A 24640-nucleotide genomic window follows, 5' to 3' on the forward strand; every position below is an offset into this window, starting at 1 on the left:
CTATGACATCATCGCTGCCCACCGGGCAAACGTCATTATTGTTACAGATGACACAGCGCCTCGCGCTGTCTGACGCGCATTTTCGTCGGATATGTCAATTAATCTACCAGCGCGCGGGAATCGTGCTGGCGGACCACAAGCGGGATATGGTTTACAACCGCCTGGTTCGTCGCCTGAGAACGCTGGGGCTGGATGATTTCGGCCGTTATCTCAGCATGCTGGAAGCCAACCAGAACAGCGCTGAGTGGCAGGCTTTTATTAACTCATTGACCACTAACCTGACGGCCTTCTTCCGTGAAGCGCATCACTTCCCGGTACTGGCGGATCACGCGCGTCGCCGCAACGGGGAATACCGTGTGTGGAGCGCGGCGGCCTCTACCGGAGAGGAACCCTACAGCATCGCCATTACGCTGGCGGATGCCTTAGGGATGGCACCGGGGCGCTGGAAAGTTTTCGCCAGCGATATCGACACCGAAGTGCTGGAAAAGGCGAGAAGCGGGATTTACCGTCAGGACGAGTTGAAAACGCTGTCGCCACAACAGTTGCAGCGTTATTTCATGCGCGGTACAGGCCCGCATGAAGGGCTGGTGCGCGTGCGACAGGAACTGGCTAATTACGTTGAGTTTTCCACCCTCAACCTGCTGGATAAACAGTACAACGTTCCCGGGCCATTCGACGCGATATTTTGCCGTAACGTCATGATCTATTTTGATAAAACAACGCAGCAGGACATTCTGCGTCGTTTTGTTCCACTCCTTAAGCCTGACGGACTGCTGTTTGCGGGTCACTCAGAAAACTTTAGCAACCTCGTGCGCGACTTTAGCCTGCGCGGACAGACGGTGTATGCGCTAAGTAAGGACAAAGCATGAGTAAAATCAGGGTGTTGTCGGTTGACGATTCAGCGCTGATGCGCCAAATCATGACCGAAATTATTAACAGCCATAGCGATATGGAAATGGTGGCGACGGCGCCCGATCCGCTGGTTGCCAGGGATTTAATCAAAAAATATAACCCCGATGTGCTGACGCTGGATGTGGAAATGCCGCGCATGGACGGTCTCGATTTTCTTGAGAAACTGATGCGCCTGCGTCCGATGCCGGTGGTTATGGTCTCCTCTCTGACCGGGAAAGGTTCAGAGGTGACGCTGCGCGCGCTGGAACTGGGGGCGATTGATTTTGTCACCAAGCCCCAGTTGGGCATTCGCGAGGGGATGCTGGCGTACAGCGAGATGATCGCAGAGAAAGTCCGCACCGCGTCACGCGCTCGCCTGGCGGCGCATAAGCCGATGGCTGCGCCTGTGACGCTAAAAGCGGGGCCGCTGCTCAGTTCTGAAAAACTGATCGCGATTGGCGCCTCGACGGGGGGAACCGAGGCCATACGTCATGTGCTGCAACCGCTGCCGCTTTCCAGTCCGGCGGTGATCATCACCCAGCATATGCCGCCCGGTTTTACCCGTTCGTTTGCCGAGCGGTTAAATAAGCTCTGCCAGATTAGCGTGAAAGAGGCGGAAGACGGCGAACGCGTGTTGCCTGGCCATGCCTACATCGCCCCCGGCGACAAGCATATGGAACTGACGCGCAGCGGGGCGAACTATCAAATCAAAATTCATGACGGGCCGCCGGTTAACCGCCATCGCCCGTCAGTGGATGTGCTGTTTCATTCGGTCGCGAAACATGCGGGGCGCAATGCGGTAGGGGTCATCCTTACCGGTATGGGCAACGATGGCGCGGCCGGAATGTTAGCGATGCACCAGGCTGGCGCCTGGACTATCGCGCAAAACGAAGCAAGTTGTGTGGTGTTCGGCATGCCGCGCGAGGCCATCAATATGGGTGGCGTGAGCGAAGTGGTCGATCTTAGCCAGGTAAGCCAGCAGATGCTGGCGAAAATCAGTGCCGGACAGGCAATACGTATTTAACGAGGAGTATTTTTTTATGGCGGACAAAGAGCTCAGATTTCTGGTTGTGGATGACTTTTCCACCATGCGTCGCATCGTGCGCAACCTGCTAAAAGAGCTGGGTTTCAATAACGTCGAAGAGGCCGAAGATGGCGTTGACGCACTGAACAAATTGCAGGCAAGCGGCTTTGACTTCGTAATTTCTGACTGGAACATGCCCAACATGGACGGTCTGGAACTGCTGAAAACGATTCGCGCTGATGGCGCAATGGCGTCATTGCCGGTGCTGATGGTGACCGCAGAAGCGAAGAAAGAGAACATTATCGCGGCTGCGCAGGCGGGCGCCAGCGGCTATGTGGTGAAACCGTTCACTGCGGCGACGCTGGAAGAGAAACTCAACAAAATCTTTGAGAAACTGGGCATGTGAGGGTCTGAGTATGATGCAACCACAAATTAAACCTGTTGATGAGCATTCAGCAGGGGACATCATTGCGCGCATCGGCAGTCTGACCCGAATGCTGCGTGACAGCCTGCGTGAACTGGGGCTGGATCAGGCGATAGCAGAAGCGGCGGAAGCGATTCCTGACGCGCGCGATCGTCTGGACTATGTTGTACAGATGACGGCGCAGGCGGCGGAACGTGCGCTGAACAGCGTTGAAGCCTCTCAGCCACACCAGGATGAAATGGAGAAGGGCGCCAAAGCGCTGACCAAACGCTGGGATGAGTGGTTCGAAAACCCGATTGAACTCGCCGACGCCCGCGAACTGGTTACGGATACGCGTAAATTCCTCGGTGATGTGCCGGGGCATACCAGCTTCACCAATGCGCAACTGCTGGACATCATGATGGCGCAGGATTTCCAGGATCTCACCGGTCAGGTTATCAAGCGCATGATGGATGTGATCCAGGAGATTGAGCGTCAGCTGCTGATGGTATTGCTGGAAAACATCCCTGAGCAAAATTCACGTCCGAAACGCGAGAATGAAAGCCTGCTCAATGGCCCACAGGTCGACACCACCAAAGCCGGCGTTGTCGCCAGCCAGGATCAGGTGGATGACCTGCTGGATAGCCTCGGGTTCTGATGCGGTAAGGTATCCTCAGGTTGTGCCGACAACCTGAGGAACGTTTAGCGCAGATCCATTTTTACCGTCACATTGCCCTCAAATTCGCCGGGTGCTGGCGTTGCGCTGGTCGTGCTCACCGGTGCGGCTTTGATGCGTACCGCGCCGTTACCTTGCTCATCCATCGTCACCGGAAATTCAAAGGTGCCGTCCAGCGCAACATTTTGGTTGTCCTCACTAAAAATTCTCACTCCCAGGTCGTCTCTGCCGAGCATTTTGGCTATCAGGGGATCGCTGCTGTCTACAACCCCCTGGTCGGCGCTGAGCGTTAGCTTGATTCTGTCGGTATTTCCTACGGCGTTGCCGTCGCAGTGGTAAGAGATATCAACGTTTTTCAGGGCATAGCCTTCGGGAGGCTGACCCCTGGTGACAAACTGTTTACTCACAATTTTCCCCAGATCAACCTCAATGGTGCTTCCGGCATTAATCGTACAGCTCAGCGGGGCAGAGAGTGAGCCACTCAGCCAGATATTTGATACGTGCTGTGCGCTGCCAGCGTCGCAGCTTCCTGAGTCAAAATAGAGACAGGCGTAGTTTTGCACGAGTATCGTTGGGGGAATGACTTCGATACCGAGAATGGGCTTTTTGATATAAAACGTGGCGGCGATAACATTCCATCTGAACGTTCGCTTCGCGGGGGCGGGCGCGCCAGGATGGGTGCTGTCGCTACAGACGCTGGCGGAACCTTCGGTGGGTTTCATTGACTCGATCACTTTCCCCATCGACGACACCGGCGTCGGATACTGGTTAATGCTGATCTGAATCAGGCCGGTACCGTCCAGAGAATTAACGGCATCGCTATAACCTGCAACATCAATATCTATGTTTTCAGTCAGATAACCGTACCCGGCGATACCGGCATTAAGCGGGCTTCCGGCCAGCGTCAATTCCATTATTGCCGTTGATTCAAACACATTGCCAGGGCATGTGCAGTTTGCCGCCATTTCAACGCCGTTCCCGACAATATGCTCATCAAATTTAACAATATTGTTGGCCGTGTTGTCGTTTGCGTTGATTTCGTTGCTGAACGTGACGCTGTAATACTGTGGCGCGGTAAAGCAGTCACGCAGAATGGTCGCGGCCTGGGCTGTTGCGGACGCCATCAGGCAAAGACCTGCTGCGGACAATGAAAGACGTGCGTATTTTCCCATTTTACTTAACATTTTGCGGTTCCTGCTGACAAGTCGCGCTGAGGTAATGGATGCCGGTCGGGCTGACCGCGTGGCGTTCGCGATTCAGCGTGATGTGGGCTGTGCATTGTTGATCCTGTGAATTTCCCCATTTGACGCTTAACTGAACGCCGTCGGCGACCCCGGCCAGGTAGAGCGTGCCCGTATCATCCACGATGCCGCTGATGGCGAGGGCGTCGACCGTCGCCATCGCGCCAAAAGGCACCGTCATGCCATTCGGGCGGGTTAATTTTATGAGCGTGCGATAGCCGACATGCGCATCAAAAGCGGCGGAAACGGCGGCATTGCGCGAAGGAATCACCGTCACGGCGGTTTCACTGGTATCAACGTCCTCCGGCAGGCTGCTGGTGTCGACGCGAATCCGGTTTTCCTGATAGGGGCTTAATGACGGGATGATGGCGTTGCCCTGCCAGTCAGTCTGAATGCCGCGCTGGTTTTGGAAGCGTACGCCCGATGCGCCGTTGGCGTTGACGATAGCAAACTGACTGCCTAAAGGCTGAGCCAGCGTGACGCCGTGTGGATGGGCGACAATCGCACCGCTGACGCCGTAACTCAAGCGCTGCGTATCGTCAGAGGAGGTGTAGTAACCCGCATTGAGGTTGGCGTATTGTGAGCGATAGCTACCGTATACGCTGCTGGTGTCTGCGCCGTCATGGTTGGAATGGCTCTGCTGGAAGGCGTAATTCAGGCGTTCATCGTCCAGCAGCGTACCGTTTAACCCGATATTTTGCTGGGTGTAGCCATGCTTGTTATTGCTGATGTTGTAGCTGCTCCAGGCTCCCGGTAGCCACTGACTTAACGGCACGCTGAAGCCGAAGGCGATCATCTGGTCGCTCTCTTCGCCGTTGCTTTTGCTGTAGGTATAAGCAAGGTGGACGCTGATATTTTTAATCGTGGTATTCAGGCCCGCCGAAATACTGCGCTCTTTGTAGGCGGTGCCCCAGTAATCCTGCTGATAACCGTTCAGGTAAAGGCTGGCGCCGGACACGTTCTGGCTTATGCTGGCCTGAATCCGGTTGCGTTTGTTAAAGCGAAACAGCAGATCATCTTCATGATCGTCGTACTTTTGATTCGCGTCGGCGAAACTGTAATAACCACGGGTAGAGTAGCGATAGCTGGCCAGCGTAAAGTTCGTCTCCGTGGTATCAATTTTCCCGGAGTAGAGCAGGCGATAAGACTGGCCGGTGTGCTGAGTGTCATCATCAAGCCGGGTTTTCGCCAGCGTCACATCGGCGGAAAGCGACCCGACGATGCCAAGGGAGAGGCCAGCCCCGCTGTTCATCGCCTGATAATCCTGCGCGGCGGTCACGCCGCCGAACAGCGTGACGCTATTGTTCAGGCCATAAATGAGGCTACCCTGCACGAAGTCCGGTTCATTTTGTTCGCTCCCGCTGTCTGCGCGATAGCGACCCGCAGTAACTTCATATTTCATATGCCCAGGGCGCTGCATCACGGCGACGCTGGAATAAGGCTGGGTAAAGTGGCGCTCTGTGCCATCGGCCTCTTTTACCGTGACTTCCAGATCGCCGCTGTTGGTCGTGGAATAAAGGTCGTTAATTTCAAATGCGCCGGGCGCGACGTTTTGCTGATAGATGAGATAACCGTTCTGACGTACCGACACTTCGGCGTTGGAGCTGGCGATGCCGCGAATCACCGGCGCGTAGCCGCGCTGGCTGTAAGGCAGCATCTCTTCATCAGAGGCGATATTGACGCCACGGTATTGCAGACTGTCAAAAACGTCGCCCCGGGTGTTGCTTTCTCCCCCGGTAAACTGCGCTTTCAGGGCGTCAATATCGTGCTGCAAATAGGTGTTGATGGTTTCCCAGTGATGGCTGCCGTCAGTGTCGCTCCAGGTGGCGTAATTGCGCAGCCGCCAGCCACCGATATTGGTGCCGCTGCGCATATTCAGGTACTGGTTAGTGGTGCTGTTTTGCGTGTCGTCCTGGTTTTGTGAACCGGAAAAGGCGTAGTCGACAAAGGCGACGGGGACGCCGTCATCCCAGCGTGACGGATCAATATAACCTTTACCCGTGCCGGCAATGGCGGCCTGCGGGATGCTAAGGCGCAGCGTCATAACGGAGAAATCGAGCGTTGCCAGCGCCTGTGGGATATACGCGCTCAACGGTTCAGGCAGTGGCTTCGCCGCATTGAGTGCGGCTAATTCAGGATATTTATCGACCGCCACGCCCCATTTTCTTAGCATATCCGGCGTGAGCTGCGGCGTCAGTTCGCCGCCAGGCGTGCCGAGGTAGGTGATATCCGCATCATCCAGGCGCACATCGTTAATCATGACCCGGGAAGCGTAGACGCCGGGCAATTGCGCACTGGATTTAGAAAATAAGGAAAGATCGATATCCTGCTGCGTCAGCATATTCCCCTCCAGCGCAGAAGGCGAAAAGCGATACTCGCGCGCGTTCGCGACACAGGAAGAGACCAGCAACATACCGCCAAGGCAACGCACCAGTGGGGTGAGACGCTGACGTAAAAGAGGTGGGCCAAAAGCCATAAGGTGGTTTAATCCCGAGCCAGAGTGACAGTATATTTGTCAGAGGCGTTGCCGTAATCCGTAATGCAACGCCAGCTAACGGTGTTTCCCGAGGCGCTTTTCGGCACCGGGATTTGCACGCTGGACCTGGGAGTGACCATATCGGCTTTCTCAAGTCTGGTGTTGCCGAGCAGCAGACTGTCAAAGATGCTGTGAAACGCGCCTTCATTGACCACCGTTAACATTTCGCCGCGACGAACAAAATGCAGGTTCTTGCAGGTCTCGGTGGGCGTACCTTGCAAGCCCTTCGGACGCCAGAACAATTTCAGACGCGTTTTGTAAATCAGACGCAACACGTTTTTATCATCGTCTTCTTTGGCTGTACCGGGAATTGTGCGCACATTCATGTAGAACAGGGATTCCCGGTCTGTGGGAAGCGCGGTTCCATTCCAGGCAATACGCAGGCTTTGTTCTTTCTGCGGGTCAAGACGGAACAGTGGCGGCGTGACAATAAAAGGCCCACGCGTTTTACCGTCGCCGGTATCGGACCATGACTGGATCAGCCACGGCAGTTCCTTCTCTTTATTGACCAGCGGAAGGGCGACCTCTTTTTTCCCTGCGTCATAAATAATGCGCGTGCGGCCAACCTGAATTCCAGCGGCATGGCTAAATGATGTTAATATTACAGGGAGGCATAATAAAACCTGAGATACAGTACGCATAACCTTAACTTATATTAAGTGGACATATAAAAGCGGGGGAGATAATAGTCCGGGTCCATTTTCGGACTATTATCAGATTCGCCTTCCTGAAATAAATCTGTTAATGCCAGAAGATGCTATGGATTTTATCAATGAGTAAAGTCAGGTTATTAACGATAAAGTATATTTACGGTCATGTCCGCATCGGCCGGGCCCGCAGTGACGGTTTGCGCGAATGATTTATAACGGGCATTGAAATTCGCCTGAACAGAGTCGCCCGTCAGAGTGGGTAATTCGATAAACACCTGTCCTTCTCCTCCATCCATTGTAATGAGTTGCGTGTCTTTATTTTCCGGGCTAACGGCAATACCGACCCCTGTTGCCGCCGTATCTCCGGCGGTAGTGATTTTACTGACATCCAGTAATGTCGAAGAACCTGTCAGGGCGGTTGTCCCGTTAAACGTTAACTGAACGGCGGGCAGACCATCGCTTTTAAGTGGGCAATCCACTAATACAATGGAAAAGGGGGCAAGCGTTGATTCAGTTCCTGGAGTGGAAAAAAGCGAGGTGGGGTAAGTACCTAATGGCACGGTGCTGTTCGTTCCATCATCGCCCTGAATCTCACAACTGGGTTCGATAATTTGTCCTGTGAAGTGAATCGTACCGGCATTCAGTTCGGCGGCGAAGGTTCCCGTTGACGCCAGTGCCAGCAGTGCGCCTGATATAATATGTCCTCTTGCGTTCATAACTGTAGTTCCTTAACGGTGATATCCATGATATGAAATTGTTCAGTTTCAGATGGGGTGAATTTATTGCAAATAGAAAACGGGGTCAATATTAAATTATATCTATATGTGTGAATTTAAAATATATTCTGTGAATCAATGAAGGCTATTATACCGTCAGTGTCGCCTGCTTTCTGCGCATAAATATTGTAATAAAGTATTTTTTCTCTGGTGAAAAGATAAATTGAAGAAATGAAAACCAGGTAATATATTTTAAAGACTTCTTTAATCTTGATGACAGAAGGCGAAATTAACCTCCGTAATACAGGTTTATATAAATGCTCATTGTATTTTATGTCAATGAAATGTGATCCCACTTCCCTTATTCCGAAAATAAGACGCCTGACCGGCAGAGAAAATCCGCTTGCTGACAAACAAGACAAAAAGAGGGCGTTATGGGGGCTATTCCGCCTATTGACTGCGGCGTGTTCTGGCATGATCGATGCAACGTAATGGCAGCAGGCGTATGCAGTGGCAGAAGAGAGCGACGACGACAAAACAGAAGCCCCCACACCCCACCGACTTGAAAAAGCGCGGGAGGAAGGGCAAGTCCCCCGATCGAAGGAGTTGACCTCACTGCTGATTTTGCTGGTGGGCGTTTGCATTATCTGGATCGGCGGTGAGTCGCTGGCGCGTCGCCTGGCGGGGATGTTGTCGGCTGGGCTGCGTTTCGATCACAGCATGGTGAACGACCCCAATTTGATCCTCGGGCAGATTATTTTGCTGATTAAAGAGGCGATGATTGCGTTGCTGCCGCTCATCACCGGCGTTGTGCTGGTCGCGCTGATCTCGCCGGTCATGCTCGGCGGCCTGATTTTCAGCGGTAAATCACTGCAACCCAAATTTTCAAAACTGAATCCGCTATCGGGGATTAAACGCATGTTCTCCGCCCAGACCGGCGCGGAACTGCTGAAAGCAATCCTGAAATCGACGCTGGTGGGAAGCGTGGCGGGATTTTATCTCTGGCATCACTGGCCGGAGATGATGCGCCTGATGGCGGAATCTCCGGTTACGGCGATGGGCAACGCGCTTGATTTAGTCGGGCTGTGCGCGCTTCTGGTTGTACTGGGCGTGATTCCGATGGTGGCGTTTGACGTCGTCTTCCAGATCTTCAGCCACCTGAAGAAACTGCGGATGTCGCGTAAAGATATTCGCGATGAATTTAAAGAGAGTGAAGGCGATCCGCACATCAAAGGGAAAATTCGCCAGATGCAGCGTGCGGCTGCGCAGCGTCGCATGATGGAAGATGTGCCCAAAGCGGATGTCATCGTGACTAACCCGACGCATTACTCGGTTGCGTTGCAGTACGACGAAAACAAAATGAGTGCGCCAAAAGTGGTCGCCAAAGGCGCGGGACTGGTGGCGCTGCGCATTCGCGAAATCGGCGCGGAACATCGGGTGCCGACCTTAGAAGCGCCCCCGCTGGCGCGCGCCTTGTATCGGCATGCTGAAATTGGTCAGCAAATCCCCGGCCAGCTCTATGCCGCAGTGGCAGAAGTGCTGGCATGGGTATGGCAGCTCAAACGCTGGCGTCTTGCCGGTGGACAACGTCCTCCACAACCTGAAAATCTTCCTGTGCCTGAAGCACTGGATTTTATGAACGAGAAGAATACTGATGGCTAATCTGGTCGCGATGCTGCGCCTGCCCAGCAACCTGAAATCCACGCAATGGCAAATTCTTGCCGGGCCGATCCTCATCCTGCTGATTTTGTCGATGATGGTGCTGCCGCTGCCCGCCTTCATCCTCGACCTGCTGTTCACCTTTAATATCGCGCTGTCGATCATGGTGCTGTTGGTGGCGATGTTCACCCAGCGCACGCTGGAATTTGCCGCATTCCCGACAATATTGCTTTTCACCACGCTGTTGCGCCTGGCGCTGAACGTGGCGTCAACCCGTATCATCCTGATGGAAGGGCATACCGGCGCAGCGGCGGCGGGGAAGGTGGTCGAGGCGTTTGGTCACTTCCTGGTCGGCGGCAACTTTGCGATCGGTATCGTGGTGTTCGTCATTCTCGTCATCATCAACTTTATGGTTATCACCAAGGGCGCCGGGCGTATCGCGGAAGTGGGCGCGCGTTTCGTGCTGGACGGGATGCCCGGTAAACAGATGGCGATCGACGCCGACCTGAACGCTGGTCTGATTGGCGAAGATGAAGCGAAAAAACGGCGTGCTGAAGTGACGCAGGAAGCGGATTTCTACGGGTCAATGGACGGTGCGAGTAAGTTTGTGCGCGGGGATGCCATCGCCGGTATCTTAATCATGGTCATTAACATCGTGGGCGGCCTGCTGGTGGGGGTTCTGCAACACGGGATGGACATGGGGCACGCGGCGGAAAGTTACACCCTGTTGACGATCGGTGACGGCCTGGTGGCGCAAATTCCGGCGCTGGTGATCTCTACGGCGGCGGGCGTTATCGTCACCCGCGTGAGCACCGACCAGGATGTGGGCGAACAGATGGTGGGGCAACTGTTCAGCAACCCGAGCGTGATGCTGCTCAGCGCATCGGTTCTCGGCCTGCTTGGCCTGGTGCCGGGGATGCCAAACCTGGTGTTCCTGATGTTTACGGCGGCGCTATTGGGCCTTGCCTGGTGGCTGCGCGGGCGTGAACAAAAACCACCGGCAGAGCCGCAGGCCGTCAAGATGCCGGAAAATAATTCGGTGGTTGAAGCCACCTGGAACGATGTACAGCTTGAAGATTCGCTGGGCATGGAGGTGGGCTACCGCCTGATCCCGATGGTGGATTTCCAGCAGGACGGCGAACTGCTCGGGCGAATCCGCAGTATTCGTAAAAAGTTTGCCCAGGATATGGGCTTCCTGCCGCCGGTGGTACACATTCGCGACAATATGGACTTACAGCCAGCGCGCTATCGCATTCTGATGAAAGGGGTAGAAATTGGCAGTGGCGACGCCTATCCGGGGCGCTGGCTGGCGATTAACCCAGGCACAGCGGCGGGAACGCTGCCGGGCGAACAAACTGTCGATCCCGCTTTTGGCCTGGACGCCATCTGGATCGAAAGCGCGCTGAAAGAGCAGGCGCAGATTCAGGGCTTCACCGTGGTGGAAGCCAGTACCGTCGTGGCGACGCATCTTAACCACTTGATTGGTCAGTTTGCCGCAGAGTTGTTTGGTCGCCAGGAAGCGCAGCAACTGCTGGATCGCGTATCACAAGAGATGCCAAAGCTGACGGAAGATTTGGTGCCTGGCGTTGTAACGCTCACGACCCTGCATAAAGTGTTGCAGAACCTGCTGGATGAAAAAGTGCCGATCCGTGATATGCGCACAATTCTGGAAACGCTGGCGGAACATGCGCCGCTGCAAAGCGATCCGCATGAATTAACCGCCGTGGTGCGTGTGGCGCTGGGCAGGGCGATTACGCAGCAGTGGTTCCCGGGCAATGACGAAGTGCAGGTGATTGGGCTGGATACTCCGCTGGAGCGCCTGCTGTTGCAGGCGTTACAGGGCGGTGGCGGCCTTGAGCCGGGGCTGGCCGATCGCTTGCTGGCGCAAACCCAGGAGGCGCTGTCCCGTCAGGAAATGCTGGGCGCACCGCCGGTTCTGCTGGTGAACCACGCGCTACGCCCGCTGCTGTCGCGCTTTTTACGCCGGAGTTTGCCGCAATTGGTGGTGTTGTCGAACATGGAGCTTTCTGACAATCGCAACATCCGTATGACGGCGACAATTGGAGGGAAATAATGCGTAAATTACTCGGCTTATTGTTATTTCCGCTGGCGGTACAGGCCGCCGGAGAAGGGGCGTGGCAGGCCAGCAGTATCGGCATTACCCTGAACCATCGTGGGGTGTCGGCGTCGTCTGCTCCATTGTCGTCAGGCCAGCCGGTGTCCGGTTTAATGACGCTGGTCGCCTGGCGCTATGAACTGAATGGCCCGACGCCGGCGGGGCTTCGGGCGCGTTTGTGTTCACAGTCCCGTTGCGTGGAGCTGGACGGACAGAGCGGAACCACCCACGGGTTCGCGAATGTGCCTGCCGCTGAACCGTTGCGCTTCGTGTGGGAGGTGCCGGGCGGCGGGCGACTGATTCCCGCATTAAAAGTGCAGCGTAATCAGGTGATTGTAAACTATCGTTAACTCCCCGCGCCAACAGCAGCCAGCAGACAACGTGCTGGCTGCCTCACAATTTTGACCCCATCTTTTGATTCAATAGAAACACTGTTTTATAAATCGGTGACGCGCGTTGCCAGACTCTTTGTATTTTTGCCATCTCGTCTGATGGTGTGGCAAAAATGAAAAGGTTTCACTTCCTGTTAGCTTTTACTGTGGCCGTGTAAAAACTCCCTTTGGCGAAGCCAATATGCCGGGGGTCTCCCAACAATTTGCAGGGTTAACGGCATGAAAACACGTAAAATTGGATTGGCGAATTATTTAGCCTATGGTTCGGGCGATTTTCTGGGCGCAGGAACCACTGCATTAACCGCCGCATGGTTACTCTATTTCTACACGACCTTCTGTGGCCTTACGCCGATTGAGGCGACATTCATTTTCGCTGCCGCGAGGGTTCTGGATGCGGTCGTCAGCCCGCTGATGGGCTTTCTGACCGATAACTTCGGTTCGACCTGGTTCGGCAGACGTTTTGGCCGTCGTAAGTTCTTTATTCTGCTTGGTATTCCATGCGTCTTTAGCTACTCGCTCATGTGGGTTGGCGACATGGGATTCTGGTACTACCTGCTGACTTATCTGCTGTTCGACATTGTCTACACCATGATTCTTGTCCCTTACGAGACGCTGGTGCCGGAAATGACCGATGACTTCAAACAGAAGACCCGGTTCTCCGGGGCGCGTATCTCAATGGCGCAGATGTCTGCGATTCTGGCCTCGTTCCTGCCGGGTATCCTGCTGACTGCCTTTGGTAAAGACAACCCCATTTCTTTTTTCTATGCCAGCCTGGTGTTCTCGGTGCTGTGCGCGCTGATGCTGACTTTTGTGTGGTTCTTTACCTGGGAGCGCCCGCGCGAAGAGTGGACGGAGGCGGCGCTGCGCGCGGAAGAAGAGAAGAAAAGCCTGACGTTCAGCCAGAGTATGAGTCGTTTGTTTGTTGAGCTGAGCTCGACGCTGTGCATCAAGATTTTCCGCCAGCATCTGGGGATGTATCTTGGGGGATATATCGCACAGGACGTCTTTAACGCCGTCTTTACCTGGTATGTTGTTTTTGTCCTGATGCAGGAAGCCTCACTGGCGTCGAATCTGCTCGGTACGATGGCTATCTTCCAGTTCATTGCGGTGATTGCCATGATCCCGCTGTGCATTCGCTTCGGGCCTGCGCCGTCATACCGGATGGTCGTGGTGCTCTTTGGTCTGAGTTCTCTCTCTTATGCCGTTCTTTATTATGCGGGCTTAAGCGATGTTTATTCGCTGCTGCTGCTGATCTCAGCGCTGGCGGGGCTTGGTCGCGGCGGGATCAACTATGTGCCGTGGAATACCTACACCTATATTGCCGATGTTGATGAGGTGATTACCGGTCAACGGCGGGAAGGGATCTTCGCGGGCATCATGACGCTGACCCGTAAAGCCTCTCAGGCCGGGGCCGTCATGCTGGTCGGGATTGTGATGCAGATGTCTGGTTTTGTCTCAGGGCAGAGCATACAGCCTGAAGCGGTCAGTCATACCATTCTGCTGATTCTGAGCTGCGGCACGCTGTCCGTGCTGGCCTTTGGTTTCCTGGTTTCTTTGCGTTTCAAACTGAATTTGCAAACGCACGGCACCCTGCGTGAAGAGACCGCCAAAATGCGTGAGTCGGGCCGGGTGATGCCGGAAGCCATCACGCCGCAGGCGCGTGCGACCGTCGAGATGCTCTCCGGTATGCCGTATGAATCACTGTGGGGTAACAACAATATTGGTTATCTGAACCGTAATAAACCTGCGGCGCCTTCGCTTCAACAGGGCGCTGCGCTGAATTCGACATTGAACAGAGGTTAAGGATATGAAAGTTTGGCCCGTCAAACACAGCCCATTATTACGTCAGCCGGAGCGATTTATCTCCCGGGAAGCGCTGCAAGCCTTGATTCAGACGGTGACGAACAATCTGGTCAATATCAGGGATGAGAGCGGACAATTTCTGCTGCGCCTGGACGATGGCCGGGTGATTGATACCAAAGGCTGGGCAGGATGGGAGTGGACGCATGGCGTCGGTCTGTACGGTATGCATCAGTATTATCAACAGACCGGTGATGAGAAAATGCGCGACATTATCGATAACTGGTTTGCCGAGCGTTTCGCCGAAGGCGCGACCACCAAAAACGTTAACACGATGGCGCCGTTTTTGACGCTGGCGTATCGCTATGAAGAGACGCGTAACCCGGCGTATCTGCCCTGGCTTGAGTCCTGGGCGGAGTGGGCGATGAATGAGATGCCGCGCACCGATCATGGTGGTATGCAGCACATAACGCTGGCGGAAGAAAACCATCAGCAGATGTGGGATGACACGCTGATGATGACGGTGATGCCGCTGGCGAAGATTGGCAAACTGCTCAACCGCCCGGAGTATGTGGAAGAGGCGATTTATCAGTTCCTGCTGCACGTACAGAATCTGATGGATAAAGAGACCGGTCTGTGGTTCCACGGCTGGAGCTATGATGGACATCATAACTTTGCCAGGGCTCGCTGGGCGCGGGGTAACAGTTGGCTTACCATCGTGATTCCAGATTTCCTGGAACTGGTCGATTTGCCGGAGAAGAACGCGGTTCGCCGCTATCTGATTCAGGTTCTGAACGCGCAGATCGCCGCGCTGGCAAATTGTCAGGATGAGAGTGGGCTATGGCATACCCTGCTGGACGATCCTGATTCCTATCTGGAGGCCTCGGCAACGGCGGGGTTCGCCTACGGCATTCTGAAAGCGGTGCGTAAACGCTATGTTGGGGCGGAATATGCGCAGACGGCTGAAAGCGCGATTCGCGGTATCGTGAAACACATTTCGCCGGAAGGCGAGCTGCTGCAAACGTCCTTTGGCACGGGAATGGGGCACGATCTGGATTTCTATCGCGACATTCCGCTGACATCGATGCCGTACGGGCAGGCGATGGCGATACTGTGTCTGACAGAGTATTTGCGTAAGTATTTTTGAGGGGGACGCCCGATGGCGCTGCGCTTATCGGGCCTACGGTTCGACGCAGTTTGTAGGCCGGATAAGGCGTTACGCCGCCATCCGGCATGTGCTGTTATTGCGGCGCAAAAAGGTGATCCATGATTTGCCGCATCACCGGCGCGGCGGTCACGCCGTCGCTGCCGCCGTTTTCCAGAATCAACGCCACCGCGACTTTCGGGTTTTTATACGGCGCGAAAGCGGTGTAAAACACATGGTCGCGCAGACGGATGGGGATCATTTTCGCATTATAGGTCTGGTTTTCTTTCAGACTGAACACTTGCGAAGTGCCGCTTTTGGCTGCAATACCGTAGGGCGCGGTGTGGAAGAATTTATAACCGGTGCCGTTCGGCGCATTCGCCATACCAAACATCGCCTGTCGCACCAGCCCCCAATAAGGCGAGGCGGCATCGGCAATCTGCGTTTCCGTCTGAGGTGCCTGCCAGGGCATGACGGTCTTGCCGGACACTTCACTCTGAAGCAGGTGAGGGGCGATCACTTTCCCGTTGTTGATCAGCGCTACCATCGCTTTCACCATCTGGATCGGCGTGGCAATCCAGTACCCCTGGCCGATACCGACTGAAATCGTATCCCCCTGATACCAGGCTTTTTTATGTACTCTCTCTTTCCACTCGCGGCTGGGCAGCAGGCCGTTATACTCTTCATCCAGATCGATACCGGTGGGCTTGCCGTAACCAAATTGACTGAGCATGGTGTTAATGCGATCGATCCCCATCATCCAGGCGACCTGATAGAAAAAGGTGTCGGCGGATTCTTCAATCGCTTTGGTGACATCCAGCATACCGTGGCCGGTTTTTTTCCAGTCGCGGTAATGGCGTTGCGTGCCGGGGAGCGTCCAGGTCGGCGCGCCGAAGAAGGTGGTTTGCGGCGTGATAACGCCGTTTAACAGCGCAGACATCGCGATATAAGGTTTCACCGTAGAGGCGGGCGGGTACAGCCCCTGGGTGACGCGGTTAATCAACGGCAGATCTTTATCATGCAGTAACCTGCCGTAATCCTGATGGCTGATGCCCTTTACAAACGGGTTTGGGTCATAGCTGGGCGTGGAGACCATCGCCAGCACTGAACCGTCGTGGGGATCTTCGACCAGCACTGCCGCGCGCTGACCGGCAAGCAGGCTTTCTATATATTCCTGTAGATGTAAATCCAGCGTCAGGTGGATGTCTTTGCCGGCAACGGGCGGGACATTTTTTAACAGGCGCACGATGCGTCCGTGGTTATCCACTTCGACCTCCCGGTAGCCCGTTTTGCCGTGTAGATCATTTTCGTAATAGCGTTCAATGCCCTGCTTACCGATGTTGTGATCGGCGGCATAGTTCTCAGCCAGACCTTTTTCATCCAGCGCTTTCAGGTCGCTGTCGTTAATCTTCGACACGTAACCGAGCACATGCGCCAGCTCCGCGCCGTAGGGGTACTGACGGTCTTCATAACTGTTGATCGTCACGCCGTTGAAATGGAACTGGTTAACGGAAAAGCGGGCAATTTCGACGTCCGACAGCGCGTTTTTCAATACCACCGGGCGATAGCGGCTGCCTGATTTCAACGCATGGTGAAAGGCCGCAATATCATCAGGCGTGAGATCCACGAGAGGGGTAAGCTGACGTAACAGCGCGTCCATGTCGGCAATTTTGTATGGGGTGACGGAAATATCATACCAGGTGATATTACGCACCAGCGGAATACCGTTGCGATCGTAGATGATGCCGCGCGTCGGGGCGACGGGCAGCATTTTGATGTCATTTTCGTTTGAACGGGTTGTGTAATACTGATGCTGACGGATTTGTAAATCGTAGAGATTGACAATCAGGACGCCAAAGCAGACAACCACCAGGCCAAAGGCCACTATCACGCGTCTCAGAAAGAGTTTTTCTTCCGCAGCAAAATCTTTAAACGTCATTGTCCACACCCGATAAATTCGCCGCCTAATAATACGGAGGCGTCACTGGCATGACAGACAAAAGATGTTCCATCTCTCTACGGAAATGTGTCATTCCTTGTGAGTCGTTACAAATTACAGTTAACGTAGCCGTTTCTCGTAGGCTGGATAAGGCGTTTACGCCGCCATCCGGCAAGGTGCGCCTTACCGCCTGATGGCGCTTCGCTTATCAGGCCTACGAGGGCGGTTATTCGGGAAAATAAAAAACCCGCGACATAGCGCGGGTTTTCACATCACCCGATGTGATTACATCCGTTCTACGGTCTCAATACCCAGCGTATCCAGACCCAGTTTCAGCGTTTTCGCGGTCAGTTGCGCCAGTTTCAGACGGCTGTTACGAACCTCTTCGTTTTCCGCGCTGAGGATCGGGCAGTGCTCGTAGAAGCCAGAGAACAAACCGGCAACGTCATACAGGTAGGCGCACATCACATGCGGCGTACCTTCACGCGCGACCACGGTCAGCGTTTCTTCGAACTGCAACAGGCGCGCAGCCAGCTGGGCTTCGCGATCTTCACGGATAACGACCGGCGCGCTGGACAGGGCGCTCTCGTCAATCTCCGCTTTACGGAACACGGACAGCACGCGGGTATAGGCATACTGCATATATGGCGCGGTGTTGCCTTCGAACGCCAGCATGTTGTCCCAGTCGAAGATGTAGTCAGTAGTGCGGTTTTTGGAGAGATCCGCATATTTCACCGCGCCGATACCAACCGCGTTAGCCAGTTTTTCCAACTCGTCGGCAGGCATATCCGGGTTCTTCTCGGCCACCAGACGGCGTGCGCGTTCCAGCGCTTCATCCAGCAGATCGGCCAGCTTCACCGTACCGCCCGCGCGGGTTTTGAACGGCTTGCCGTCTTTACCGAGCATCATGCCGAACATATGGTGTTCCAGCGGCACGGAATCCGGCACGTAACCGGCTTTGCGTACGATGGTCCATGCCTGCATCAGGTGCTGATGCTGGCGGGAGTCGATGTAGTACAGCACGCGATCCGCATGCAGCGTTTCATAGCGGTATTTCGCGCAGGCGATGTCGGTGGTGGTGTAGAGATAGCCGCCATCTTTCTTCTGAATGATCACGCCCATCGGTTCGCCTTCCTTGTTTTTATATTCATCAAGGAAAACAACGGTTGCGCCTTCGCTTTCAACCGCCAGCCCCTGAGCTTTCAGGTCGGCGACGATGCCAGGCAGCATCGGGTTATACAGGCTTTCACCCATCACATCGTCACGGGTTAACGTAACGTTCAGTCGGTTGTAGGTGATCTGGTTCTGCGTCATGGTGATGTCAACCAGCTTGCGCCACATGTCGAGGAAGTACGGGTCGCCGCCCTGTAGTTTCACCACGTAGTTACGTGCGCGCTCGGCGAACGCTTCGTCTTCATCGTAATGTTTTTTCGCATCACGGTAGAAACCTTCGAGGTCGGCCAGCGCCATTTCACCTGCGTTTTCCTGCTGCTGTTTTTCCAGCCAGGCGATAAGCATACCGAACTGTGTTCCCCAGTCGCCGACGTGGTTAGCGCGGATAACGTGATGGCCGAGGAACTCCAGCGTGCGCACGGCGGCATCGCCGATGATGGTGGAGCGCAGGTGGCCGACATGCATCTCTTTCGCGACGTTAGGCGCGGAGTAGTCGATAACCACGGTCTGTTTCGCAGGCTTAGCCACGCCCAGACGCTCAGAAGCCAGCGCCTGTTGAACATGTTCTGCAAGAAATGCCGGGTCGAGGAAAATATTGATAAAGCCAGGACCTGCGATTTCAACCTTGCTGGCGATGCCGCTGAGATCCAGATGAGTCAGCACCTGCTCTGCAAGTTGTCGCGGCGCCATACCCAGTTTTTTAGCAACTGCCATCATGCCGTTGGCCTGATAGTCGCCGAACTGTACTTTTGCTGACTGACGAACCTGCGGTTCGCAATTTGCAGGCGCGCCTGCTGCAATCATGGCCTGACTAACTTTTTCTGAGAGAAGAGCCTGAATATTCACCGGAATACCTTACGTGTAAGACGCGGATTAACTGAGTCCGCGCCAGTTTAAGAATTTAGGGCGGGAGTATACTGCAAATGCCCGTTGGCGTCAGCATTGCGCGCGCGCCGTATCGCTGGAAATATGCGCAATAAAATTATGCATAAGCATTCATTTTATATTCAAAGAAATCAGCGGTTGGTTGGCGATGCACAACAGAGTAAATTAGCGACTTTGTACACCGATAAGAGTTTTGATTATGGCGAACTGGCAGACTATTGACGAACTGCATGATATTTCCGCAGATTTACCGCGATTCACTCTGGCGTTCAGAGAACTTTCCACTCGCCTCGGTCTGGATTTCGCACCGCTTGAAGCCGATCACATTTCTTTGCGCTGCCACCAGAATGCGACCGCTGAGCGCTGGCGTCGCGGATTTGAACAGTGCGGCGCGCTGCTGTCGGAAAATATCATCAACGGCAGGCCGATCTGCCTGTTCAAATTACATGAGCCTGTTTGCGTCGAACACTGGCGGTTTTCGATTGTTGAATTGCCGTGGCCGGGTGAAAAACGCTACCCGCATGAAGGCTGGGAACATATCGAAATTGTCCTCCCTGGCGAGCCGGAGAGCCTGAACGCGCGGGCGCTGGCGCTGTTGTCCGACGAGGGGCTGAGCCAGCCGGGCATTGTCGTGAAAACCAGTTCGCCGAAAGGGGCGCGCGAGCGTCTGCCGAATCCGACGCTGGCCGTGACCGACGGCAAGGTGACCATTAAATTTCATCCCTGGTCAATTGAGGCCATTGTGGCAAGCGAACAGTCAGCCGACTGACGTGACGCGCGAAAACGCTAAAAAGGAGTGAACATGGCGTTACTGGAGATCTGTTGTTACAGCATGGAATGTGCGCTCACCGCGCAGCAAAATGGCGCGGATCGCATTGAATTGTGCGCGGCGCCAAAAGAGGGGGGACTGACGCCGTCGTTGGGCGTGCTGCGCACGGTTCGCCAGCATGTTGCGATTGCGGTGCATCCCATTATTCGTCCTCGCGGCGGCGACTTCTGTTATACCGATGGTGAATTTGCCGCAATGCTTGAGGATGTGCGTACCGTCAGAGAACTGGGATTTCCAGGTCTGGTTACTGGCGTGCTGGATGTCGATGGCAATGTGGATCTCGCGCGAATGGAGAAAATAATGGCCGCCGCCGGGCCGCTGGCCGTCACTTTTCATCGCGCGTTTGATATGTGCGCTAATCCATTCAATGCACTGAAGAATCTCGCGGATTTGGGTGTCGCCAGAGTGCTCACTTCAGGGCAAAAATCAGATGCGGTGCACGGTTTGCCAATAATTATGGAACTTATTGCGCAGGGCGATGCTCCAATCATTATGGCCGGAGCAGGGGTACGTTCAGAGAATCTGCAACGTTTCCTTGATGCCGGGGTGCAGGAAGTGCACAGCTCCGCAGGAGCGTGGCAAGCCTCACCAATGCGTTATCGCAATCATGGATTGTCCATGTCAACTGACGCACAAGCGGACGAGTATTCGCGCTATGCGGTAGACGGGGCGGCGGTTGCTGAAATGAAAGGAGTCATTGTGCGCCATCAGGCCAATTGATTTTTACCGTTGCATCATGTCGCCCAATATGATGCTTGCTCGTACCAGGCCCCTGCCATTTCAACAGGGGCCTTTTTTTGCGCTTTTTATGCCTGATGGCGGCTGTGCCTTATCAGGCCTACGGGATTTGTAGGCCCGGTAAGCGTAGTGCCACCGGGCAATCAATTACGGCTTGCGTGCAATCAGCACCGCGCGCAGCGGGGCAGGGTAACCTTCGACGGTTTTACTGTGGTCATTCGGATCGAGGAAATCAGCCAGCGACTCGGTGACCATCCATCCGGTGCGACGCTGCTCCTCGGTGGAGGTCACGCAGACATCGGCAATCCGCACATCGACAAAACCACATTTCTCCAGCCAGTTTTTCAGCGCCAGCGCGGAAGGGATAAAGTAGACGTTGCGCATCTGCGCATAGCGGTCGCCTGGCACCAGCACGGTGTTTTCATCGCCTTCCACCACCAGGGTTTCCAGCACCAGTTCGCCGTCTTTCACCAGTTGATCTTTCAGTTGCCAGAGATGTTCCAGCGGAGAACGACGGTGGTAAAGCACGCCCATTGAAAAGACGGTATCAAACGCATTCAGCGCCGGAAGCTGCTCGATGCCCAGCGGCAACAGATGCGCGCGCTGGTCGTTGCCCAACAATTTTCGTACCGCTTCAAACTGACACAGGAACAACTGCGTCGGGTCGATTCCCACGGCAAGATGCGCGCCCGCGCCAATCATGCGCCACATGTGATATCCGCTGCCGCAGCCGACATCCAGAATGGTGCGGCCGGTCAGATCGGACAGGTGCGGCAAAACGCGATCCCATTTCCAGTCGGAACGCCATTCGGTATCAATATTGATGCCATACAGAGAGAACGGGCCTTTACGCCACGGCATCAGGTTTCGCAGCAGGGTGTCGATACGCTTAAGCTGGCCTTCGCTCAACGGCGTTTCGCTTTCGGCAGTGACGCTGTGCAATAAATCCAGACGGTACGGCGTTAATTCCGGCAGGAACTCCACCGCGTTCGACCACTGCTTAAACAGACCATGCTGATCGCGCTGCCAGGTCGCGATTTGCGCAGGCAGGGTTTCCAGCCAGTGAGAAAGCGGGCTTTTGGCAATCAGCTGATAAAAGTTACCGAACTCGATCATGCGGGCACCCCGGACTTCAGCGCCACCAGCGAACCAAAGTTGAAGCACTGGAACCACAGTTCGCTATGCTCGAAACCAGCCTGATGCAGACGCGCTTTGTGGGTTTCAACCGAGTCGGTCAGCATGACGTTTTCCAGCATACTGCGCTTCTGGCTGATCTCCAGTTCGCTGTAGCCGTTGGCGCGTTTAAAGTCATGGTGCATATTGAACAGCAATTCGCCAACCGTTGTGTCTTCAAAGCTGAACTTTTCCGACAGCACCAGCGCGCCGCCCGGATTCAGACCCTGATAAATCTTATCCAGCAAGGCCTGGCGCTCAAGCGGCTCAAGGAATTGCAGGGTAAAATTCAGCACCACCATTGAGGCGTTCTCGATGCTGATGTCGCGAATATCGCCTTCCACAATCTCAACCGGGGTCGGGGCTTTGTAAGCGTCGATATGACGGCGGCAGCGTTCAATCATCGCCGGGGAGTTGTCGACGGCGATGATTTTACAGTTGGCATGATGAATATTACGACGCACCGAGAGCGTCGCAGCGCCCAGTGAACAGCCTAAATCGTAGACCTGCGTATTGGGTTGTACGAAGCGTTCGGCCAGCATGCCAATCATGGAGATGATATTGGAATAGCCGGGAACAGAGCGCTGGATCATATCCGGGAAGACTTCAGCTACCCGTTCATCAAAGGTCCAGTCGCCCAGACTGGCGATAGGCGCAGAAAAAAGCGTGTCGCGGTGAGACATAACGTAAAAATCCGGGAAAAATAAAGTGGCGTATTGTGCGCTAATGCAAGGAGAAAACCAACTCCCAGGGCATATACCAAAGATTCGCCAGCACCATCAGCAACAAGGCGCACCAGGTCGCACTCATCCCGGAACGCCGCCAGCGAAACAGACGGTGGTGGAAACCGTAATAATGCATCAGCCGACCAGCGATTAAAATAATCCCGCAGATATGCACCATCCATGTTTCGGCGCCGTTCATTTCCATAAACAGCAGCAGCGCGACAGCGATAGGAATATATTCCACCGCATTACCGTGAATGCGGATGGCGCTTTGCAGTTCGCTAAAACCGCCGTCACCGTAGGCAACGCGATACAGCATCCGTAGTCGGACAACATCAAAAGAGAACTTCATCAACAACAACGCACCTAATACGGTATATAGCGCGCTTACCATACAAACTCCCTTTAAAATGCCTGATGGCACTGTCTATGATAGGTGGCAATTTCAGAAAAGAGAAGATTGCTGTGGAATAGACGGTGCGGTTCCAATGCCGGGCAAGGCTGCGCGTAAATCTTCCCATAATGTATTCACTAACTCGGGAGCCTGCGCGATATCTGGCGTGTGTAGAAAAAGATACGGCGTAGAGGTCGTTTCCCACCGCGGGAGTTTCGCCAGCCAGTCGGCAAAAAATGTCTGATTTTGCACCATATTGTCGCTGCCGATGAACCTGATCAACGGATGCTTCGCAGTCACGATGGCATGGACCGGCACTTTAGGTTTTTTGCGTTGCGCTTCGCGAATGGCCTGGTTATGAGGATGCGCGGCGTGTACCGGGCGGCTGTCGAGGATCACCCGATTCACCCCGCGTTCAACCAGGCCGCGATTGAGCTGTTGTTCTTCCTCGCCTTTGGCGAAAAACACGGGATGGCGCACTTCGACGCCATAGGTGAATGCCTTTGGCAACGCGTCAAGAAAGCGCCAGAGCGCAGGGAGGTCGCGCGGTGAAAACGTCGCGGGAAGTTGCAGCCAGTACTGACCAATTCTTGCCTCCAGCGGCGACATGCGGGTAAAAAATTCCTGCACAAGATCGTCGCAGTTACGCAGCGCGGCCTGATGCGAAATCGTTGCGGGGAACTTAAAGCAGAAGCGAAAATCATCCGTTGTTTGCGCATGCCAGCGTTCGACAATTTCTGCTTTCGGCAGCGCATACAGGGTGGTGTTGCCCTCCACACAGTTAAAGTGGCGGGCATACTCTTCAAGACTGGTGATACCCAGACGCACCCATTTAGGATGCGACCATTGCGGTAATCCGATGTAGATCATAACGCGTTAAGGATCTCCTCCACGCTGCGCACTCTGGCGATACGCGGAAAAATATGTGTCATGCTGCTTTGATGCTGTTCCGTGCTGGCGGCGCTACAGGCATCTTCGGCGATCACCAGACCAAAACCCAGCTCCCAGGCGTTACGCGCGGTGGATTCTACGCCGATATTGGTGGAGATGCCGCACAGCACGATGGTGTCGACTCCCCGGCGGCGTAATTGTAACTCAAGATCGGTGCCATAGAACGCGCCCCATTGACGCTTGGTGACTTCCAGGTCACTGTCGCCTTTACCGAGCGCCGCCGGATAACGCCACCAGTTTTCCGGCAGCGCGTTGGCTGGCGTCCGGGCATCGACGGGTTGCTTTAACGCGTCGGCATAATCGTCGGACCAGCCGACGCGAACCATCACCACCGGCGAGCCGTTTGCCCTAAATTTTGCGGCCAGTTTCGCTGCGCGGGCGACAACATCGCTTGCCGCATGGGGGCCGCCAGCGAAAGGTAAGATCCCTTCCTGTAAATCAATAACGACCAGGGCAGTGGTTGCGGCGTTCAGTTCCAGCATGATGACTCCTGTAAAATAGATGATTCCGCTACACCTTAAGCGCGTTCCCGAAGGAAAGTGACGACAAATATTGTTAATTTTTGTGAGAATACGCAATAACCGC

At 54.6% G+C, this 24640-nt stretch carries 21 protein-coding genes and 2 pseudogenes; 12 read left to right on the top strand and 11 right to left on the bottom strand.

From position 1 onward, the window contains the following. The first annotated feature begins 2 nt into the window (after positions 1 to 2). The 4 genes from cheR to cheZ are packed head-to-tail and all read left to right on the top strand — an operon-like array spanning position 3 to position 2976. The gene (gene cheR / locus FD428_RS09065) at positions 3 to 869 is read left to right on the top strand and encodes a protein-glutamate O-methyltransferase CheR (protein ID WP_047463139.1); all 867 of its coding nucleotides are present in this window, start codon (positions 3 to 5) and stop codon (positions 867 to 869) included. Then, on the top strand, positions 866 to 1915 hold the full coding sequence (gene cheB / locus FD428_RS09070; protein ID WP_012131966.1) for a protein-glutamate methylesterase/protein glutamine deamidase: 1050 nt from the start codon (positions 866 to 868) through the stop codon (positions 1913 to 1915). The genes cheR and cheB overlap by 4 nt, the downstream gene beginning before the upstream one ends. A 16-nt stretch (positions 1916 to 1931) precedes the next feature. After that, on the top strand, positions 1932 to 2321 hold the full coding sequence (cheY, locus tag FD428_RS09075) for a chemotaxis response regulator CheY (protein WP_012131967.1): 390 nt from the start codon (positions 1932 to 1934) through the stop codon (positions 2319 to 2321). Between the two features lie 10 nt (positions 2322 to 2331). Further along, positions 2332 to 2976, top strand: a complete 645-nt coding sequence (cheZ, locus tag FD428_RS09080) for a protein phosphatase CheZ (protein ID WP_012131968.1) — start codon at positions 2332 to 2334, stop codon at positions 2974 to 2976. Positions 2977 to 3020: 44 nt separating this feature from the next. Here the strand turns inward: cheZ and FD428_RS09085 are convergent, their stop codons facing one another. The 4 genes from FD428_RS09085 to FD428_RS09100 form a co-directional block, all read right to left on the bottom strand. After that, the gene (locus FD428_RS09085) at positions 3021 to 4178 is read right to left on the bottom strand and encodes a fimbrial protein (RefSeq protein ID WP_058669284.1); all 1158 of its coding nucleotides are present in this window, start codon (positions 4176 to 4178) and stop codon (positions 3021 to 3023) included. Then, positions 4168 to 6711 (bottom strand): fimbria/pilus outer membrane usher protein, encoded by a 2544-nt coding sequence (locus tag FD428_RS09090; protein WP_223849102.1) that lies wholly within the window; start codon positions 6709 to 6711, stop codon positions 4168 to 4170. The genes FD428_RS09085 and FD428_RS09090 overlap by 11 nt, the downstream gene beginning before the upstream one ends. An 8-nt stretch (positions 6712 to 6719) precedes the next feature. Further along, positions 6720 to 7412: a molecular chaperone gene (locus tag FD428_RS09095; RefSeq protein ID WP_012131972.1), complete on the bottom strand. Its 693-nt coding sequence runs from the start codon at positions 7410 to 7412 to the stop codon at positions 6720 to 6722. 149 nt (positions 7413 to 7561) lie between these two features. Then, positions 7562 to 8137, bottom strand: a complete 576-nt coding sequence (locus FD428_RS09100) for a fimbrial protein (RefSeq protein ID WP_012131973.1) — start codon at positions 8135 to 8137, stop codon at positions 7562 to 7564. Between the two features lie 510 nt (positions 8138 to 8647). On the opposite strand from FD428_RS09100, the gene flhB reads away from it, so the two are divergent. The 6 genes and pseudogenes from flhB (at position 8648) to FD428_RS09125 (ending at position 15251) form a co-directional block, all read left to right on the top strand. After that, positions 8648 to 9799 (top strand): flagellar biosynthesis protein FlhB, encoded by a 1152-nt coding sequence (gene flhB / locus FD428_RS09105; protein ID WP_012131975.1) that lies wholly within the window; start codon positions 8648 to 8650, stop codon positions 9797 to 9799. Next, positions 9792 to 11870, top strand: coding sequence for a flagellar biosynthesis protein FlhA (gene flhA / locus FD428_RS09110; protein ID WP_012131976.1), 2079 nt, complete (start codon positions 9792 to 9794; stop codon positions 11868 to 11870). Before flhB ends, flhA begins: the two co-directional genes overlap by 8 nt. 61 nt (positions 11871 to 11931) lie before the next feature. After that, positions 11932 to 11991, top strand: a pseudogene (locus tag FD428_RS21950) (hypothetical protein); the annotation flags it as partial. Next, a pseudogene (gene flhe, locus FD428_RS09115) lies at positions 11963 to 12262 on the top strand (flagellar protein FlhE); the annotation flags it as partial. The pseudogenes FD428_RS21950 and flhe, both read left to right, overlap by 29 nt. 261 nt (positions 12263 to 12523) lie before the next feature. Beyond that, a complete protein-coding gene (locus FD428_RS09120) occupies positions 12524 to 14107 on the top strand; it encodes an MFS transporter (protein WP_114847786.1) in 1584 nt (527 codons plus the stop codon). 4 nt (positions 14108 to 14111) lie between these two features. Beyond that, entirely contained in the window at positions 14112 to 15251 is a 1140-nt protein-coding gene (locus FD428_RS09125; protein ID WP_114847787.1) for a glycoside hydrolase family 105 protein, read from the top strand. Positions 15252 to 15345: 94 nt separating this feature from the next. On the opposite strand, the gene mrdA is transcribed toward FD428_RS09125, so the two are convergent. Continuing rightward, complete coding sequence (mrdA, locus tag FD428_RS09130) at positions 15346 to 17187, bottom strand: penicillin-binding protein 2 (RefSeq protein ID WP_114847788.1); 1842 nt, start codon at positions 17185 to 17187, stop codon at positions 15346 to 15348. A gap of 285 nt (positions 17188 to 17472) precedes the next feature. Beyond that, positions 17473 to 19206: an arginine--tRNA ligase gene (argS, locus tag FD428_RS09135; RefSeq protein WP_114847789.1), complete on the bottom strand. Its 1734-nt coding sequence runs from the start codon at positions 19204 to 19206 to the stop codon at positions 17473 to 17475. A gap of 238 nt (positions 19207 to 19444) precedes the next feature. On the opposite strand from argS, the gene FD428_RS09140 reads away from it, so the two are divergent. Then, on the top strand, positions 19445 to 20014 hold the full coding sequence (locus FD428_RS09140) for a VOC family protein (protein WP_071258724.1): 570 nt from the start codon (positions 19445 to 19447) through the stop codon (positions 20012 to 20014). A 33-nt stretch (positions 20015 to 20047) separates the two neighbouring features. Beyond that, positions 20048 to 20794 carry a copper homeostasis protein CutC gene (gene cutC, locus FD428_RS09145; protein ID WP_012131985.1) on the top strand — a complete coding sequence of 249 codons (747 nt, stop codon included), beginning with the start codon at positions 20048 to 20050 and terminating at the stop codon, positions 20792 to 20794. 165 nt (positions 20795 to 20959) lie between these two features. On the opposite strand, the gene cmoB is transcribed toward cutC, so the two are convergent. From cmoB to FD428_RS09170, 5 genes are read right to left on the bottom strand one after another with little or no spacing between them, the layout of a single operon-like run. Beyond that, a complete protein-coding gene (gene cmoB, locus FD428_RS09150) occupies positions 20960 to 21928 on the bottom strand; it encodes a tRNA 5-methoxyuridine(34)/uridine 5-oxyacetic acid(34) synthase CmoB (RefSeq protein ID WP_049010369.1) in 969 nt (322 codons plus the stop codon). Next, positions 21925 to 22668 (bottom strand): carboxy-S-adenosyl-L-methionine synthase CmoA, encoded by a 744-nt coding sequence (gene cmoA / locus FD428_RS09155; protein WP_049010371.1) that lies wholly within the window; start codon positions 22666 to 22668, stop codon positions 21925 to 21927. Before cmoA ends, cmoB begins: the two co-directional genes overlap by 4 nt. Positions 22669 to 22708: 40 nt before the next feature. Further along, on the bottom strand, positions 22709 to 23104 hold the full coding sequence (locus FD428_RS09160) for an MAPEG family protein (RefSeq protein ID WP_012131989.1): 396 nt from the start codon (positions 23102 to 23104) through the stop codon (positions 22709 to 22711). A 51-nt stretch (positions 23105 to 23155) separates the two neighbouring features. Beyond that, on the bottom strand, positions 23156 to 23974 hold the full coding sequence (locus FD428_RS09165; RefSeq protein WP_114847790.1) for a DUF72 domain-containing protein: 819 nt from the start codon (positions 23972 to 23974) through the stop codon (positions 23156 to 23158). Next, a complete protein-coding gene (locus tag FD428_RS09170) occupies positions 23971 to 24537 on the bottom strand; it encodes a hydrolase (protein ID WP_114847791.1) in 567 nt (188 codons plus the stop codon). Before FD428_RS09170 ends, FD428_RS09165 begins: the two co-directional genes overlap by 4 nt. Between the last annotated feature and the right edge of the window lie 103 nt (positions 24538 to 24640).

Source organism: Citrobacter sp. TBCP-5362 (genome assembly GCF_005406305.1).
GTDB classification, from domain to species: Bacteria; Pseudomonadota; Gammaproteobacteria; order Enterobacterales; family Enterobacteriaceae; genus Citrobacter_B; species Citrobacter_B koseri.